We start from the raw sequence: 16,986 nt of genomic DNA, 5'->3' as shown, positions 1-16,986 counted from the left end.
CGGTGGCGGGCAGGATAGGATCTTCACGCTTCGAGCAGAGATTGCGCCAGATAGCGATTTGCCGCTTGTACGCCGGGCAACACAAAGAAGTAACCGCCGCCAATCGGACGAATGTACTCTTCCAGCGCCTCGCCGTTCAGACGTTTTTGCACCGTCAGAAAGCCTTTTTCCAGATCATGTTGATAACAAACGAACAACAGCCCCATATCCAGCTGGCCAGAGTTGGTCACGCCGAGCGAGTAACTATAACCACGCCGCATCATCAGGCTGGATTGGGTCTCTTTCGTTCGCGGGTTCGCCAGGCGAATATGGCTGTCGAGAGCAATGACATCACCGTCTGGATCGCTGGCATAATCCGGGACATCATGTTCATTCTTCATGCCCAGCGGCGCACCAGAATGCTTATCGCGCCCGAAAATGGTCTGCTGCTCTTTCAACGGGGTACGATCCCAGAACTCCACGTGGAACTGGATAATACGCACTGCCTGGTAACTGCCGCCCACAGCCCACGCCGGTTCGCCCTGCTCTTCCGTCACCCACACCACCTCGTTCATCAACGCATTATCGCGGCTGTCCGGATTGGCGGTGCCATCTTTAAAGCCCAGCAGGTTAACCGGCGTCTCTTTGCCTTTGCTGCGCGCCGCATGGTCAGAGATAAACCCTTCCCTTTTCCAGCGCACGCTGAGTAAATCCGGCGTGTGTTTGATGATGTCACGCAGTGCGTGAATCACCGTGTCCTGTGTGTTGGCGCAAATCTGGATCAGCAAATCGCCGTGACACAGCGCCGCGTCGAGCGAATCGTTAGGGAAACGCGTCATCTTTTGCAGCTTTTTCGGCATCTGCTCGCGCAAACCAAAACGGTTGTCGAACAGCGATTCGCCCACGGAAACCGTCATCGTCAGGTTATCCGGCGCGATATAAGCGCCGAGAATACCGGAGTCCATTGGCGGTAAGCGTGGGTTCGTTGTCTCCGGAGCCGGACCGCCGGAGGTCAGAAACGTGATGCGCTGCGTCAATAAGCGGAACAGCCGTTCGAGATCGGCTTTATCAGCAGCCAGCACATCAAACGCCACCAGCATCATTGACGCCTGTTGCGGCGTCAAAATACCGGCCTGATGCACGCCCAGGAAAGGCTGCTTCTCCATCCGCGCATCCGGCGAAAGCGTCCCCGGTGCACTCTTCGGTGTTACCGCATGCGCCACCGGGCATCCGCCAGCCAGCGCAAGCGCGCCGCCCAGCGCGCCCATACTTTTTAATAAACGACGCCGGGAAGGTTCGCTGACGTCGTTGTTATCCTCTTGCTTCATGGTATTAGTCCAGCCCCAGCACGCCGCGCAGCTGCGCCAGATCTTCCGCCAGTGTTGTGATCGGCCCTTTCAGCGCATTGCGGTCGGCGTCGGTCAGCTTATCGTAAGTCTCATACCCATCTTTAGTGCGGTATTTCGCAAGGATGGTATCCACTTTCTTGAAGTTGGCATCGACTTTCGCCAGCAGTTCGGCGTTATCTTTCTGCAATTGCGGACGCAGCAAATCAACGATTTTCTGAGCGCCATCGACGTTAGCCTGGAAGTCCCACAAGTCCGTGTGGCTGTAGCGATCTTCTTCACCACTGATTTTGCTGGCGGCCACTTCCTCAATCAGGCCAGCGGCACCGCCAACCACTTTAGAAGGAGGGAACGCCAGCTCATTAATGCGCGTTTGCAAATCAACCACATCGGAGTAGAGCTGATCGGCATATTTGTCCATCTCTTTGGTGCTGTTGTCGCCAAACAGGGCTTTTTCCAGACGGTGGAAACCGGTGAATTTCGGATCGGCGGCTTTATGCTCGTAATCATCTTCACGGGCATCAATGCTGCCATCGAGATCGGAGAAAAGCTCAGCAATCGGTTCAATACGCTCGTAGTGCTGGCGCGTCGGCGCGTACAGCGCTTTCGCTTTTTCAATATCGCCCGCTTTCACCGCCTCGGTGAACGCTTTGGTGCCGGAAACCAGCTGCGCCGTTTCAGCAACCACATACGCTTTATACGCGGTAATGGCTCCGCTCAGGCTCAGCAGCGCGTCACCTTTTGCCGCATCGGCTGTTGCCGCGCCTTTCACCACCAGCTTACCTTTCGGGTTGGTTAACAGACCGCAGGTCATCTCATACTCGCCCGGCTGCAGGTTGGCGGTTAGCTTCTGGCTAAAACCTGGCGCGATATTTTCACGCTCTTCAACCACCATTACGCCTTTGAGGATCTCCCACTCGAGCGCTTTCTGGCTGTGGTTGAGAATAATAAACTGCGTTTTACCCGCGTTCACCGTCAGGTTCATCGGCTCACACTGCTTGTCCGTAACCGTGACTTTCACCTGCGGAATATCCGCGGCATGCACCGCAAAAGCACTGGAGATGAATGCCGCCATCCCGGCCTGTAATGCACTACGACGAAAATGAATTGCCATGCCCTTTCCCTTAATTAGTATGTTGTAACTATAAAGCGATTACGGTGCCGCCCGTGAAGGCTGCGTACCCGCGCGAGGCGGTAAAACAAACATCACCAGCGCCGGGATCAGATAGATAAAGTAGACCACCACTTCGCTGACGCTTGGCGTTTCCTGGTAACCAAAAATCCCTTCCAGCAGCGTGCCGGTGAGGGAATGCGTGGTGAGCACATTACTGAAATCGAAGGCCACATCCTGGAAGTGGTTCCATAATCCCGCTTCGTGAAAAGCGCGGATCGCCCCGGCGGCAAGCCCGGCCGCGACAAAGAGAATAAACAGGCTGGTCCATTTGAAAAACGCGCCAAGATTCAGACGCACGCCGCCCCAGTAAAGCAAGAAACCGAGCACCACCGCCGTAGCCAGCCCCAGCACCGCGCCCAGCGGTGGCCAGACGCCAACATCCTGCTGGAACGCCGCCAGCAGAAAGAACACTGATTCCAGCCCTTCGCGTGCCACGGCGAAAAAAACCATCAGGATCAGCGCCCAACCGTGGTTATGACTGCGCGCCAGCGCGCTGTCGACCGCCTGCTCCAGTTGCACTTTGACGTTGCGCGACACTTTGCGCATCCAGAACACCATCCAGGTGAGGATCACCACGGCGATCGCCGCGACAATGCCTTCAAACAGCTCCTGCTCTTTTTGCGGGAACTCGCCGGTGGTTTCATTAATCGCGATACCCAATCCAAGGCAGAGTGCGGCGGCAAGAAAAACACCAATCCACATCACGCTTATCCAGCGTCCGCGCTGGGTACGTTTCAGATAACTGGCAATCAGGCTGACGATCAGCGCCGCTTCGAGGCCTTCACGTAACATAATCAAAAATGGAACAAACATGGAGGAAACCCCTAGTGTCATGCGCGGTCAACGGTTGCAAAGAAAAGTAAATTGCATTGATAGTGATTATCATTACGGCGCAAGGAAACTCAAGCGAAAAATGTTGAGAATGATAACTGGATGTAACCGCGTAGCAGGCTAACCATGCGGTTTTTGCGTTATGCGGAAGCGGTTGAAATAAAGCAAAAACATAGCTTACAAATCTTTAACTTTATATTTACCCCACTTCAGCGCTGTGGCTAAATAAACGTCCCGTTTCGTTTACCTGCAAAATTAAAGACATGACTAACTTTTTTCATTTTTTGCTGGCGCTGATAGTAATCCTCGCGCTGGCCTGGCTGGTGAGTTTCGACCGCCGGCACATTCGTTTTCGCTTCATCCTGCAATTAATTGTTATTGAACTGGCGCTGGCGTGGTTTTTCCTGCACGCGCAAAGCGGGTTAACGCTGATTAAATACGTTTCCGGCTTCTTTGAAGCGCTGCTGAAATTCGCGGGCGAAGGCACCAGCTTTGTCTTCGGCGGGATGAGCGAAAAAGGGCTGGCCTTTATCTTCCTCGGCGTGCTGTGCCCTATCGTCTTTATTTCCGCGCTGATCGGTATTTTGCAGCACTGGCGCATTCTGCCCATCTTTATTCGTTTGATAGGCACATTGCTGTCAAAACTGAACGGCATGGGCAAACTGGAGTCGTTTAACGCCGTCAGCTCGCTGATCCTCGGCCAGTCGGAAAACTTTATTGCTTATAAAGGCATCCTCGCCGATCTCTCCTCGCGCCGCATGTTCACCATGGCAGCAACGGCGATGTCGACGGTGTCGTTGTCGATTGTCGGCGCGTATATGACCATGCTGGATGCAAAATATGTGGTTGCCGCGCTGATCCTCAATATGTTCAGCACCTTTATTGTGCTGTCGGTAATTAACCCGACGCGCCCGGAAGCGGAAGCCGAGGTCAAGCTGGAAAAGCTCCACGAATCGCAAAGCTTCTTTGAGATGCTCGGTGAGTACATCCTCGCGGGTTTCAAAGTAGCAATGATTATTCTGGCGATGCTGATTGGCTTTATTGCGCTGATTAGCGCCATTAATGCCCTCTTCTCCGCCTTGTTCGGCATCAGCTTCCAGCAAATCCTCGGTTATGTGTTTTACCCGCTGGCATGGCTGATTGGCATCCCGCTGAGCGATGCGCTGCACGCGGGCAGCATTATGGCGACCAAGCTGGTGGCGAACGAATTTGTGGCGATGATTGAGCTGCAAAAAATCGCCGCGCAGATGACGCCGCGCGGGCTGGGTATTCTTTCCGTGTTCCTGGTATCGTTCGCCAACTTTGCCTCGATCGGCATTGTGGCGGGGGCAATTAAAGGGTTAAACGAGCAACAGGGGAATGCAGTTTCCCGCTTTGGTTTGCGCTTAGTGTACGGCGCAACGCTGGTGAGTTTGCTTTCGGCGGCTTTCGCAGGCGCGGTGTTGTAATTTACTGGCCCACTTCGCGCAAGTGGGCCATAACATCAGAATTGCACACAGACCGGCTGATCGACACGCATCACCGATTCCTGGGCAAAGCGTGATTTGTAGATATCTCGCAGCGCATCGATTTTCGCATCACTTTGCGCGTCCACACTGTGGATCAGCATCAGCGCCTTGCTTGGCTCCTTCGACACCTTCCCGTTGCTACCCAGCCACTGTCCCTGCGCATCAAATGTGGTCAACCCATCGCGAAAACGCGGCGTGACATCGTTATCCACATACTGCTGCCACTCCTGCGCGGTAATCGCTTTACCGCCCTGGCGGGTCAAGCCGTAATAGAGCGTGGTTTGCTGCATCTGATTTTCAGCTTTGCAGGTTTGCGCGGCCGTCCCCGGTTGTTTTGCCGCCGGCGAAACGCAACCCGCCAGTAAACCAGCCATCACCAGTGCAGTGAACCCTGTCGTTAACTTCATATCGCTATCCTCATTGTTATTTGTTGTGAGATAACAGCGTAATTACAATTATTTATCAATAAAAAAACCCGCCGTAGCGGGTTTTTCATAAGAGATAATTTATTCAGCCTGTAAACGCGATGGCGGCGCAGAGCGGTAGTGCGCATCTGCCTCGGCAAAGCGCTGCTGCATCTGCGCGGACGGCGCTTTGCCCAGCAGGCTAAACACCACAATGCCGATACTGCCGAAAACGAAGCCCGGAATGATTTCATACAGATCCAGCCAGGCGTAGTGTTTCCAGACAATCACCGTCACCGCACCGATGATCATCCCGGCCAGCGCACCGTTACGCGTCATGCGTGACCACATGACCGAGAACAGCACCACCGGACCAAACGCCGCCCCGAAGCCCGCCCAGGCGTAGCTCACCAGGCCGAGCACGCGGTTTTCCGGATTCGCCGCCAGCGCAATCGCCACCAGCGCCACCAGCAACACCATCGCGCGCCCTACCCATACCAGCTCGCGCTGGCTTGCGCCTTTACGCAAAAACGCTTTGTAGAAATCTTCGGTAATCGCGCTGGAGCACACCAGCAACTGGCAGCTCAGCGTCGACATCACCGCGGCGAGGATCGCCGACAACAGCACCCCGGCAATCCACGGGTTGAACAGAACCTGCGCCAGTTCGATAAATACGCGCTCGGCATTCTGGTTAACGGCTCCCGCCACAGACGGATGCTCATTAAAATAAGCGATGCCGAAGAAGCCCACAGCGACCGCGCCTGCCAGGCACAGGATCATCCACGTCATACTGATGCGACGCGCATGGACAATGGTGTGATGGGAATCCGCCGCCATAAAACGCGCCAGAATATGCGGCTGGCCGAAATAACCCAGTCCCCAGCCCATCAGCGAGACGATAGCGACAAAATTCAGGCCTTTCAGCATATCGACGTTTTCAATGCTTTTTTGCTTGATCACGTCCAGCGAATCACCAAAACCGCCAACGGAAATAATGACAATCACCGGTGTCAGGATCAGCGCGAAAATCATCAGGCTGGCCTGCACCGTATCGGTCCAGCTGATCGCCAGGAAGCCGCCAATAAAGGTGTAAATGATCGTCGCAGCGGCACCAGCCCACAGGGCGGTTTCGTAACTCATACCGAAGGTGCTTTCAAACAGACGCGCGCCGGCAACAATGCCGGAAGCACAATAGATGGTGAAAAACACCAGAATCACCACCGCCGAGATAATCCGCAGCAGGCGGCTGTTATCTTCAAAACGGCCGGTGAAGTAGTCCGGCAAGGTCAGCGCGTTATTATTCACCTCGGTGTGGACACGCAAACGTCCGGCCACCAGTTTCCAGTTAATCCACGCGCCCAGCGTCAGGCCAATGGCGATCCAGCTTTCAGAGATCCCCGAAATAAAAATCGCGCCCGGCAGCCCCATCAGCAGCCAGCCACTCATATCCGATGCCCCCGCCGACAGCGCAGTAACCAGCGGCCCAAGGCTGCGGCCACCCAGAATATAGTCATCGAAGTTTTTCGTCGAACGCCAGGCGACGAAACCGATAAGTATCATGCCAAAGATATAAACAAGAAAAGTCACCAGCATTGGTGTGCTCATTGCCATTAAAAAGTCTCCAGGATTCTTCGTCGGCAAAGACTGTTTGCCGCTTTTTCCAGCGCCGGAACGGGGCGGTGGGGCGTTTAGATTATTTGAAGCGCCCGTATCCTGCCGGATGCCTCACTTATTCACAATTGATTTAACACAGCATTTACATCAAATTCATCCCGACTCTGATAGCAATTTCCTATAGGTTGCACTCTGTCACACTTTCAAAGGTTGCACCTTTAAAAAGTGTTATCTGCCGCATAAAACCTGCTTTGCCAGCGAATTGTTCAGCGCCTTTAGCAATAACCAGCCGTTAACATCTCATTCATTTTCTACCTTGCCAGCCAGGTCACATTTAACAAGGTTGCACAAAGTTGCAACATGATGGATATTTCAGCCTGAACCGCAAAACCACGTAAAAAACAGGAGCAAAGCATGGGCACCACCACCATGGGGGTCAAGCTTGATGACGCAACACGCGAAAGGATCAAAGCCGCCGCGGCGACTATCGACCGCACACCGCACTGGCTGATTAAACAAGCCATCTTCAATTTTCTGGAAAAACTGGAAAACAACGAAGGCCTGCCGGAACTGGCGACCGCATCCGCCATCGCGCAGGAAGACGAAAGTGCCGTTGTGGTTGATGACAGCCACCAGCCGTTTCTCGATTTTGCCGAGCAGATCCTGCCGCAGTCAGTTTCCCGCGCCGCGATCACCGGCGCATGGCGCTGGGCGGAAACCGATGCGGTGCCGATGTTGCTGGAACAAGCCCGCCTGCCACAACCGGTGGCGGAAAATGCCCATAAGCTGGCTTATCAGCTAGCGGAAAAACTGCGTAACCAGAAAACCGCCTCCGGCCGCGCTGGCATGGTGCAAAGCCTGTTACAGGAGTTTTCCCTCTCCTCGCAGGAAGGCGTGGCGCTCATGTGTCTGGCCGAAGCGTTACTGCGTATTCCCGACAAAGCCACCCGCGATGCGCTGATCCGCGACAAAATCAGCAACGGTAACTGGCAGTCACACATTGGGCGCAGCCCGTCGCTGTTCGTCAATGCCGCCACCTGGGGACTGCTGTTTACTGGCCGTCTGGTCTCCACGCACAACGAAGCCAATCTCTCGCATTCGCTGAATCGTATTATTGGCAAAAGCGGTGAGCCGCTGATCCGCAAAGGCGTGGATATGGCGATGCGCCTGATGGGCGAACAGTTCGTCACCGGCGAAACGATCGCCGAAGCGCTGGCCAACGCGCGCAAGCTTGAAGAGAAAGGTTTCCGTTACTCCTACGACATGCTCGGCGAAGCGGCACTCACCGCAGCCGATGCGCAAGCGTATATGGTGTCATACCAGCAGGCGATCCACGCCATTGGCAAAGCCTCCAACGGGCGCGGCATTTATGAAGGGCCAGGGATTTCCATCAAGTTATCTGCCCTGCACCCGCGCTACAGCCGTGCGCAATACGACCGTGTGATGGATGAACTCTATCCGCGCCTGAAATCCCTCACCTTGCTGGCACGCCAGTATGACATCGGCATTAATATTGACGCCGAAGAGGCCGATCGTCTGGAAATTTCCCTCGATCTGCTGGAAAAACTCTGTTTCGAGCCGGAACTGGCAGGCTGGAACGGCATCGGTTTTGTTATTCAGGCCTACCAGAAGCGCTGCCCGTTTGTGATTGATTATCTTGTGGATCTGGCGACACGTAGCCGTCGTCGTCTAATGATCCGCCTGGTAAAAGGCGCTTACTGGGACAGCGAAATCAAGCGCGCGCAAATGGAAGGGCTGGAAGGCTACCCGGTTTATACCCGCAAGGTATACACCGATGTTTCATACCTCGCCTGCGCGAAAAAATTACTCGCGGTGCCGAACCTGATCTATCCGCAGTTCGCTACTCACAATGCCCATACGCTGGCAGCTATTTACCAGCTTGCCGGGCAAAACTACTATCCGGGCCAGTACGAATTCCAGTGCCTGCACGGCATGGGCGAACCGTTGTATGAGCAAGTCGTAGGGAAAGTGGCCGATGGCAAACTGAACCGCCCGTGCCGCATTTATGCGCCGGTGGGCACCCACGAAACACTGCTGGCGTATCTGGTGCGCCGCCTGCTGGAAAACGGCGCGAATACCTCGTTCGTCAACCGCATCGCCGACAACACGCTGCCGCTGGACGCGCTGGTTGCCGATCCGGTGAGCGAAGTGGAAAAGATCGCCGCCCAGGAAGGCCAGGTCGGTTTACCGCACCCGAAAATCGCCCTGCCCCGCGCACTGTATGGCGAAGGACGAATCAATGCCGCTGGCCTCGATCTGGCGAACGAACACCGTCTGGCCTCGCTCTCCTCCTCGCTGCTCGCCAGCGCGGCGCAGAAATGGTACGCCCGCCCGACGCTGGAACAGGTGGTCATGGACGGCGAACCCGTCGCGGTCATTAACCCTGCCGAACCGAAAGACACCGTTGGCTATGTGGTGGAAGCCAGCGAAGCGCAGGTTAATCAGGCGCTGGAAAACGCCGTTAATCACGCACCAATCTGGTTTGCCACACCGCCGCAGGAGCGCGCCGCCATTCTTCAGCGCGCCGCGGTGCTGATGGAAGACCAAATGCAGTCGCTGATTGGCATTCTGGTGCGTGAAGCGGGTAAAACCTTCAGCAACGCCATTGCCGAAGTGCGCGAAGCGGTCGATTTCCTGCGCTACTACGCAGGCCAGGTCAGTGCGGATTTCGATAATGAAACGCACCGTCCGCTGGGGCCGGTAGTCTGTATCAGCCCGTGGAACTTCCCGCTGGCGATTTTCACCGGCCAGATTGCCGCAGCGTTAGCGGCGGGCAACAGCGTGCTGGCAAAACCTGCCGAACAGACTCCGCTGATTGCCGCTCAGGGCGTGGCTATTCTGCTGGAAGCCGGTGTTCCGGCGGGCGTTTTACAATTATTGCCGGGGCGTGGCGAAACCGTAGGCGCGCAGCTGACCGCCGATCCGCGCGTGCGTGGCGTGATGTTTACCGGCTCCACCGACGTGGCGACGCTGCTGCAACGCAGTATCGCCACGCGTCTTGATGCCCAGGGTCGCCCGACACCGCTTATCGCTGAAACCGGCGGGATGAACGCGATGATTGTCGACTCCTCCGCGCTTACCGAACAGGTGGTTATCGATGTACTGGCCTCCGCGTTCGATAGCGCAGGCCAGCGCTGTTCAGCCCTCCGCGTGCTCTGCTTACAGGATGATATTGCCGATCACACGCTGACCATGCTGCGCGGCGCGATGGCGGAGTGTCGCATGGGTAACCCAGGCCGACTGACCACCGATATCGGCCCGGTGATCGACGCCGACGCGAAAGCGAATATCGAGAAACATATTCAGGCCATGCAGGCCAAAGGGCGCAAGGTGTACCAGGCAGTGCGTGAAAACAGTGAAGATGCGCGTGAATGGCGCACCGGTACCTTTGTCGCGCCAACGCTGATTGAACTGGAGAGCTTTGACGAGCTGAAAAAAGAGGTCTTCGGTCCGGTGCTGCACGTTGTTCGTTATCACCGTAACCAGTTGGATCAGTTAATCGCGCAGATTAACGCCTCCGGCTATGGCCTGACGCTCGGCGTTCATACCCGTATCGATGAAACCATCGCCCAGGTCACCGGCAATGCCCATGTCGGTAACCTGTATGTGAACCGCAATATGGTGGGCGCCGTGGTAGGTGTGCAGCCATTTGGCGGTGAAGGGTTGTCCGGCACCGGGCCGAAAGCTGGCGGGCCGCTCTATCTTTACCGCCTGTTAGGCAGCCGACCGGAAAATGCGGTGCAGAAAACGCTGGCCCGTCACGACGCGCAGCATCCGCTGGATGCGCAGCTGAAAGCATCACTCTTGCAGCCGCTGGAAGCATTACGCGCATGGGCAAAAGATCGTCCGGCGCTGCAACAGCTCTGCGCGCATTATGGCGAGCTGGCGCAAACCGGAACACAACGCCTGCTGCAAGGCCCGACGGGTGAACGCAACAGCTGGACGCTGGTACCGCGCGAGCGGGTGCTCTGCGTGGCGGATAACGAGCAGGACGCGCTGGTGCAACTGGCGGCGGTCATCGCCTGCGGCAGTCAACTGCTGTGGCCGGACGATACGCTGCACCGCGATATGGCGAAACAGTTGCCGGAAAGCGTCAGCAAGCGTATCCAGTTTGCCAAAGCCGATGCGTTGATGGCGCAGACGTTTGATGCGGTGATTTTCCATGGTGACTCCGACCAACTGGTGGCGCTGTGCGAAAACGTCGCCGCACGAAATGGCGCTATTGTGTCGGTTCAGGGCTTTGCACGCGGTGAAACCAACATCCTGCTCGAACGTCTGTGGGTGGAACGCTCGTTGAGCGTCAACACTGCCGCTGCCGGTGGCAACGCCAGCCTGATGACGATTGGCTGATGTTGTCCCCTCCCTGAAAAACAGTCTGGTAATAACAACAAAAAAGCGCCTTACGGCGCTTTTTTTCTGAGCGTCAATCCAACATCCCCGCCGGGATGTACCGACAGTAACGTCTCTTTTGAATAACCACTTTCGCTCATCAGGCAGGCGCAGGCGGCATCGAAAATCGCCAGCGTCAGCACGATGGAAGTGGTCGCCAGCATATTAAGCGGATCAATTTCGCGCCGCACGCCGGTGGAAATCACCAGCCGCGCGGCCTGGGCGATAGCGGAATCCGGGTTTTCCGTCACGCTAATCAGCGGCACGCCCTTTTGTGCAAGCCCTGGCAACAGCCGCGTTAATTCGTCGGAATTCCCGCCGCGCGACAGCATAATCACCAGATCATAGTGATCGAGAAACCCCAAATCACCGTGCGCGGCATCCGTGGCATTCAGATAGATAGCCGGGCGTTCGACGCACGCCAGCATATGGGCAATCTTGCGTGCCGCAATGCCGGATGTTCCTACGCCGGTGACCGCGATTTTGCCACGACAGCCACGCAGCTCTGCCATTAACCTATCCCACAGCGCATCGTTAAGATGGTGACTTAACGCCGCCATCTCTTCGCTATAGATTTGCCAGGCGCCGCAGGCCTGACGCCAGCTATCGCTCATGCCTCCTCCTGCATCAGTTGGCGGTATTTCATGTGATCCTGGTACATCGCATGGAAGACGGTGTATTTGCGATCGTAATACTGCTTAATGCGGTTAGTCTGCGGCGTCACCGTCTTGCCAATGCGGCTCATCGCCGACATCGCTTCCGGGAAAGTGTCAAACACGCCCGCCGCCACGGTGCCCATCATTGCCCCGCCGAGCAGCATCGCTTCGCTCTCTTCCGGCAGCAACATCGCGCAACCGGTGGCATTTGCATGCTCCTGAACAAAGATCGGGTTCTTGGTGCCACCGCCGCTCGCCATTACCGTGTCGATGCTGTAACCACTTTGATTCATGGTTTCAATAATATGCCGCGTCCCGAGGGCAATCGCCTGGATGGTCGCCAGATAATGCAGCGCCATATCCTCCGGTGTACGCGACAGTTTCAACCCGCTGATCACCCCGGTTAATGTCGGGTTCGCACGCGGCGAACGGTTACCGTGGAAGTACGGCAGAATGTGAATATCACGCGTTAAAAACGCGATGTTTTCCGGCTCGCCCGCCATCTTGCGCAGCAGCGCATTCAGCACTTCATAGATGGTTTGCCCTTGCGCTTTTGCCTGGACGAGCAGCGTTTCGTAGCACGGATGGGACTGGATCATATGGTCGATTAATGCCCCGGTCGCCGACTGCCCGCCCTCATTCAGCCAGTAACCCGGCAGCACCGCCGAGAAGTAAGGCCCCCACACGCCGCCGATAAAGCGTGCCTGCGGTGAAATCGCCATATGGCCGGTAGAGGTGCCGCCAATCAGCGCGATACGCCGATCGAAATCCGCCATTTCCCCCGAAGGCCCACTGGCGCCGAGCGTTCCCAGCGTGCCTGCGTGGGCATCGATAATCGACACGCTGACCGCCGTGCCGGGCATCAACCCCATTTCGGTTGCTGCGCGCTGCGTCAGTCCGCGCCCCAGCGGCTCACCCATGGTTTTCACGTAGCGGCCAATTTTCTCTGCATCATGCTCCAGCAAATCCTCAAGACCAATCTGGCGGAAATAACTGGTGTCCCACTTATCCTCATGGCCCATATATGTCCACTTGCACACCGTGGAGCAAAGTGAACGGGTGTCATCGCCGGTCGCCCGCCAGGTGAGAAAATCCGGCAGGTCGAAGTAATACCCGGCATTGGCCCAGGTGTTCGGCATGTGCTGTTTTAGCCACAGCAGTTTCGGCGTTTGCATCTCCGGCGAGATGATCCCGCCCACGTAATCCAGCACCCGGTGGTGCGTGGCGTTGATACGGTTCGCCTGCGAGATGGCACGGTGATCCATCCACACGATAATGTTCTGCTCACTGCGCCCGGAAGGACTAATGGTCAGCGGGTTGCCCTCTTTGTCGAGCACCACCAGCGAACAGGTCGCGTCAAAACCGAGGCCTTTAACCTGAATCGGATTAATGTCCGCCTGGTTCACCGCATCGCGTACCGCGTTGCACACCGCCTGCCAGATATTGTCGGAAGATTGCTCCACAAAGTCGGCCTGCGGGCGGTAAATTTCAATCGCCCTGCTCGCCTGGCTGACCATTCTGCCGGTCAAATCAAAGACGCCTGCACGTGCGCTGCCGGTGCCAACATCCACACCAATAAAGTAGCTCGCCATTCTTTTTCTCCCGCTCTCAGGCTTTTCGATTTTGTAATGCGATAAAGAGGATCAGCACCGCGCCCCAGAGCGCCATCGTCAGATAACTGCTGATACCCAACAAATTAAAGCCACTCTCCAGCATCTGCAGTACCACCAGCGCCAGCACCAGCCCCAGCACGCGGCCAAAACCGCCGTCCGGGTTAATGCCGCCCAGCACCGACGCCAGAATGGTCACCAGAAGATAAGACTCACCATAGCCCGCTTTCGCCGAATTGAACTTCGCCATCATCAAAATGGCGGCCGCCCAGCCCAACAGCGCGGAGATGATATAGACCGAAATCTGTACGCGAACGGTATTCACACCGCTGTAGCGGGTGGCCTGCTCGTTTGAACCAACCAGATAAAGGCTGCGCCCGAGCGTCGTGTGTTCGAGTAACACCCACAGCAGCAACGCAACGAAAATAAACAGCAACAACGCAACCGGGATGCCAAGCAGTGTGGCGTTGCCAAGGAACTGGATAGCCGCCGGAAAACCGGAGATGACCGTGCCATTTGAGAACAGAATATTGAGCCCGGAAATCAGCGTCATGGTGCCAAGGGTTGCCAGAATTGGCGAAACGCCAATCCACGCCACCAGCGCACCGTTCAGTGCGCCAATCGCCACCGCCACCAGCAGACCGGCGAGTAACGCCAGCGCCAGGAATAGCGGGTTATCCGGGTGGCTGACAATCACCGCCGCCATCACCAGCGAACAGGCGTTCGCACTGGCAATGATCGACAGATTAATGCCGCCGGTCAGCATGGTGATGCCCATGCCCAGCGCCAGCATGCCCAGAATCGGCAACTGCGAGCCAATCGACTGGAAGTTAGCGATGCTGAAAAAACGGCTGCCGAGCAGCGCAGAGAAAACCAGCGCCACGACGATGATAATCACGCATTGCAAGCGGATGATGGCATCACCGGGCAGAATTCGGACGATGGATTTCATCTTATAACTCCCTCGCAAGTTTGCGTTTTTCGTTCCACGCGGTGGCGCTAATACTCACCAGAATAATCGCGCCGCTAAACACCGTGTGCCAGTAAGAGGATACGCCCAGCAGCGTTAAGCCATTCTGCAGGAAGGCCAGCAGCACAACGCCCAGTAGCGTACCGGTCAGCGTACCGCGCCCACCGGACATGCTGGTGCCGCCAAGCACCACCGCCGCCAGTACCGTCAGCTCAAACCCCAGCAGCGAGTTGGGCGCAACAGACTGGGTAATTTGCGCCTGCACTACGGCCGCAACACCGGCGAGAATGCCCATAAAACCGTAGACGTAGAAGTGCAGCTTCAGCAGATTCAACCCAAGGCGTGACGCGGCATCACGGTTGCCGCCCATGGCATAAATCTGGCGGCCCAGCCGGGTGTAGTTCATTAACACGGCAGTCAGAATGATGGTCGAGCCCAGACACAGCAGCGGCAGCGTCAGTCCATAGTCGTAACCATCGGCGGCGGTGAACGAGAACCAGTTGATGCCGTTCATAAACCAGTCCGGGAAACCGTACAGCCACGTTCCTTTGGTGGCATACACCAGCAGGCCGTAGTAAACATTCAGCGTGGCAATGGTAATGATGATGGCAGGCACGCGCAGCCAGTAGACCAGGAAGCCGTTGACCAGGCCCAGCAGCAGCCCGACCGCCATCGACAGCCCTAACGCCAGCGCGAAATTACCACCGTGGGCAATCACCCAACTGGCCATGGCGTATTGGGCAATGGCGGTCATCGCCGGAAACGAAATGTCGATGCCGCCGGAAATCAGCACCACAAAAAGCCCGCAGGCCAGAATCCCGAGGATGGCGTAGCTGGTGGCGACATCTGTCAGGTTGCCGAGGGAGAGAAACTCATCGGTCCGCACGCTGAGAAATATCGCCAGCGCGATCACCAACAGCCCCAGCCAGAATTCATGTTGCCCGACAAGGCGGGAAAAGGACGTGTTACGCATTGACCACCCCGGCAATTTCCTGCTCTGTGCAATGGTGCGGATTAAATTCAGCCACCAGTTCTCCCTGACGCATCACCAGCACGCGATGGCTGTTGTAGTAAGCCTCCGGGATTTCGTCACAAATCATCAGCACCGCCATCCCCTGCTCCGCCAGCTGGCGGGCAATCTGGTAAATGCCCTCTTTGTTGGCGATGTCTACGCCAACCGTGGGCGAATCAAGGATCAGAATGCGCGGCTGCGTGGCAACCCATTTAGCGATGGCGATACGCTGCGCGTTGCCGCCGGAGAGCGTTTTCACCGGCAACTGTGCATCGGAGACTTTGATATTCAGCTCGCGAATCAGATCGGCCACCAGTTGCCCGGCTTTCGCGTGATCAAGCAACCCGCTGCGCGTGTGCAGCTTGTCGAACACCGTGACGATGGTGTTGTCATAAATCGACTGTTCCATGATCAGCCCCTGCGTCAGCCGGTCTTCCGACACATAACCAATGCCGTGACGAATCGCGTCATGGTTGTTACGCAGTTTCACCGGCGTGCCATTGATGCGGATCTCGCCATCTTCCGGTTTGGTCATACCAAACAGACTCATGCACAGTTCGGTACGCCCGGCGCCTAAAAGGCCAACAATCGACACGATTTCGCCGCTGCGCAGCGCCAGATTGATATCGCGATATTTGCCTTTGCGGCTAAGGTGACGCAGTTCCAGCATGGGCAATTGATCCACCGGTGGTTTTTCCGGCAGCGGACTATAGTTAAAACGCTGGCCGGTCATCAGATACGCCAGCTCGTGGCTATCCAGTTCGCTTGCCGGCCAGGTACCAATCAATTTGCCGTCGCGCATCACGCTGATACGATCGGCCACTTCCATCACTTCATCCAGACGGTGGCTGACAAACACCACGCAAATACCAGCGGCTTTCAGTTCATTGACCACGCGCAGCAAGCCATTCACTTCCTGGCGGGTAAGCGACGCGGTGGGTTCATCCATAATTACCAGCCGGGCATCGGCGGCAATCGCGCGGCAAATCGCCACCAACTGGCGGTCGGCAATAGAGAGTTTTTCTACTTTTTTATCCGGATCGAGGCGCACGCCAATGCGCGCCATCGCCGCCAGCGCCTGGGTTCGCATCGCGCGACGACGCACCCAGATATCGCCTCCGGGGAGGTAGCGGTGAATGGCGATATTTTCCGCCACGCTAAAATTAGGAAACAGCGACAGATCCTGGTAGATAACCTGAATCCCGTAGTGCGCTGAAAGCTGCGGCGTGAGCTGGTGAAAAAGCTTGCCGTCGAGCGCGATGTTAGCGCCCTTTTCCGGGTGATAAACACCGGAGATAACTTTGATGATAGTGCTCTTTCCGCAGCCGTTTTGCCCCGCCAGACAGTGAACTTCGCCTTTCTCCAGCCTTAAATTCACATTATCCAGCGCCAGCACGCCCGGGAATCGCTTGCTGATATTCTCAAGAGTGATAAATGCGGTGGTGTCGGTCATCGACAATACCTCTGCCAGC

The 16,986-nt window shown here is 56.4% G+C and carries 12 protein-coding genes; 2 read left to right on the top strand and 10 right to left on the bottom strand.

The features are described 5' to 3' along the window. Positions 1-23: 23 nt before the first annotated feature. Genes efeB through efeU form a run of 3 tightly spaced genes read right to left on the bottom strand, consistent with a single transcriptional unit; the run spans position 24 to position 3,312 of the window. Entirely contained in the window at positions 24-1,307 is a 1,284-nt protein-coding gene (efeB, locus tag H650_RS22625; protein ID WP_020457324.1) for an iron uptake transporter deferrochelatase/peroxidase subunit, read from the bottom strand. A 4-nt stretch (positions 1,308-1,311) separates the two neighbouring features. Beyond that, positions 1,312-2,439, bottom strand: a complete 1,128-nt coding sequence (gene efeO / locus H650_RS22620) for an iron uptake system protein EfeO (RefSeq protein ID WP_020457323.1) — start codon at positions 2,437-2,439, stop codon at positions 1,312-1,314. Positions 2,440-2,478: 39 nt separating this feature from the next. Further along, positions 2,479-3,312: an iron uptake transporter permease EfeU gene (efeU, locus tag H650_RS22615; RefSeq protein ID WP_020457322.1), complete on the bottom strand. Its 834-nt coding sequence runs from the start codon at positions 3,310-3,312 to the stop codon at positions 2,479-2,481. A 281-nt stretch (positions 3,313-3,593) separates the two neighbouring features. On the opposite strand from efeU, the gene H650_RS22610 reads away from it, so the two are divergent. Further along, a complete protein-coding gene (locus tag H650_RS22610) occupies positions 3,594-4,778 on the top strand; it encodes a NupC/NupG family nucleoside CNT transporter (RefSeq protein ID WP_020457321.1) in 1,185 nt (394 codons plus the stop codon). A gap of 35 nt (positions 4,779-4,813) precedes the next feature. On the opposite strand, the gene H650_RS22605 is transcribed toward H650_RS22610, so the two are convergent. Both H650_RS22605 and putP read right to left on the bottom strand, forming a co-directional pair. Further along, positions 4,814-5,245, bottom strand: coding sequence for a DUF3574 domain-containing protein (locus tag H650_RS22605; protein ID WP_020457320.1), 432 nt, complete (start codon positions 5,243-5,245; stop codon positions 4,814-4,816). 99 nt (positions 5,246-5,344) lie between these two features. After that, complete coding sequence (gene putP, locus H650_RS22600) at positions 5,345-6,853, bottom strand: sodium/proline symporter PutP (RefSeq protein WP_044489611.1); 1,509 nt, start codon at positions 6,851-6,853, stop codon at positions 5,345-5,347. Between the two features lie 417 nt (positions 6,854-7,270). Between putP and putA the strand changes: the two genes are divergently transcribed. Then, positions 7,271-11,227: a trifunctional transcriptional regulator/proline dehydrogenase/L-glutamate gamma-semialdehyde dehydrogenase gene (gene putA, locus H650_RS22595; RefSeq protein WP_020457318.1), complete on the top strand. Its 3,957-nt coding sequence runs from the start codon at positions 7,271-7,273 to the stop codon at positions 11,225-11,227. Between the two features lie 50 nt (positions 11,228-11,277). On the opposite strand, the gene H650_RS22590 is transcribed toward putA, so the two are convergent. From H650_RS22590 to H650_RS22570, 5 genes are read right to left on the bottom strand one after another with little or no spacing between them, the layout of a single operon-like run. Beyond that, complete coding sequence (locus tag H650_RS22590; protein WP_020457317.1) at positions 11,278-11,880, bottom strand: KpsF/GutQ family sugar-phosphate isomerase; 603 nt, start codon at positions 11,878-11,880, stop codon at positions 11,278-11,280. Continuing rightward, complete coding sequence (locus tag H650_RS22585; RefSeq protein ID WP_020457316.1) at positions 11,877-13,514, bottom strand: FGGY-family carbohydrate kinase; 1,638 nt, start codon at positions 13,512-13,514, stop codon at positions 11,877-11,879. The genes H650_RS22590 and H650_RS22585 overlap by 4 nt, the downstream gene beginning before the upstream one ends. A gap of 16 nt (positions 13,515-13,530) precedes the next feature. Continuing rightward, positions 13,531-14,484: an ABC transporter permease gene (locus H650_RS22580; RefSeq protein ID WP_020457315.1), complete on the bottom strand. Its 954-nt coding sequence runs from the start codon at positions 14,482-14,484 to the stop codon at positions 13,531-13,533. A gap of 1 nt (position 14,485) precedes the next feature. Beyond that, positions 14,486-15,475 carry an ABC transporter permease gene (locus H650_RS22575; RefSeq protein WP_020457314.1) on the bottom strand — a complete coding sequence of 330 codons (990 nt, stop codon included), beginning with the start codon at positions 15,473-15,475 and terminating at the stop codon, positions 14,486-14,488. After that, complete coding sequence (locus H650_RS22570; RefSeq protein ID WP_020457313.1) at positions 15,468-16,967, bottom strand: sugar ABC transporter ATP-binding protein; 1,500 nt, start codon at positions 16,965-16,967, stop codon at positions 15,468-15,470. Before H650_RS22570 ends, H650_RS22575 begins: the two co-directional genes overlap by 8 nt. Positions 16,968-16,986 lie beyond the last annotated feature (19 nt).

This window comes from Enterobacter sp. R4-368 (genome assembly GCF_000410515.1).
Classification (GTDB): Bacteria; Pseudomonadota; Gammaproteobacteria; order Enterobacterales; family Enterobacteriaceae; genus Kosakonia.
The sequence above is the reverse complement of the archived record's forward strand: the minus strand, read 5'-3'. Positions and strand labels throughout refer to the sequence as shown.

Bases quoted from the DNA above. Each gene is read 5' to 3' on its own strand.
- efeB (WP_020457324.1), bottom strand. From the start codon at position 1,307: ATGAAGCAAGAGGATAACAACGACGTCAGCGAACCTTCCCGGCGTCGT.
- efeO (WP_020457323.1), bottom strand. From the start codon at position 2,439: ATGGCAATTCATTTTCGTCGTAGTGCATTACAGGCCGGGATGGCGGCA.
- efeU (WP_020457322.1), bottom strand. From the start codon at position 3,312: ATGTTTGTTCCATTTTTGATTATGTTACGTGAAGGCCTCGAAGCGGCG.
- H650_RS22610 (WP_020457321.1), top strand. From the start codon at position 3,594: ATGACTAACTTTTTTCATTTTTTGCTGGCGCTGATAGTAATCCTCGCG.
- H650_RS22605 (WP_020457320.1), bottom strand. From the start codon at position 5,245: ATGAAGTTAACGACAGGGTTCACTGCACTGGTGATGGCTGGTTTACTG.
- putP (WP_044489611.1), bottom strand. From the start codon at position 6,853: ATGGCAATGAGCACACCAATGCTGGTGACTTTTCTTGTTTATATCTTT.
- putA (WP_020457318.1), top strand. From the start codon at position 7,271: ATGGGCACCACCACCATGGGGGTCAAGCTTGATGACGCAACACGCGAA.
- H650_RS22590 (WP_020457317.1), bottom strand. From the start codon at position 11,880: ATGAGCGATAGCTGGCGTCAGGCCTGCGGCGCCTGGCAAATCTATAGC.
- H650_RS22585 (WP_020457316.1), bottom strand. From the start codon at position 13,514: ATGGCGAGCTACTTTATTGGTGTGGATGTTGGCACCGGCAGCGCACGT.
- H650_RS22580 (WP_020457315.1), bottom strand. From the start codon at position 14,484: ATGAAATCCATCGTCCGAATTCTGCCCGGTGATGCCATCATCCGCTTG.
- H650_RS22575 (WP_020457314.1), bottom strand. From the start codon at position 15,475: ATGCGTAACACGTCCTTTTCCCGCCTTGTCGGGCAACATGAATTCTGG.
- H650_RS22570 (WP_020457313.1), bottom strand. From the start codon at position 16,967: ATGACCGACACCACCGCATTTATCACTCTTGAGAATATCAGCAAGCGA.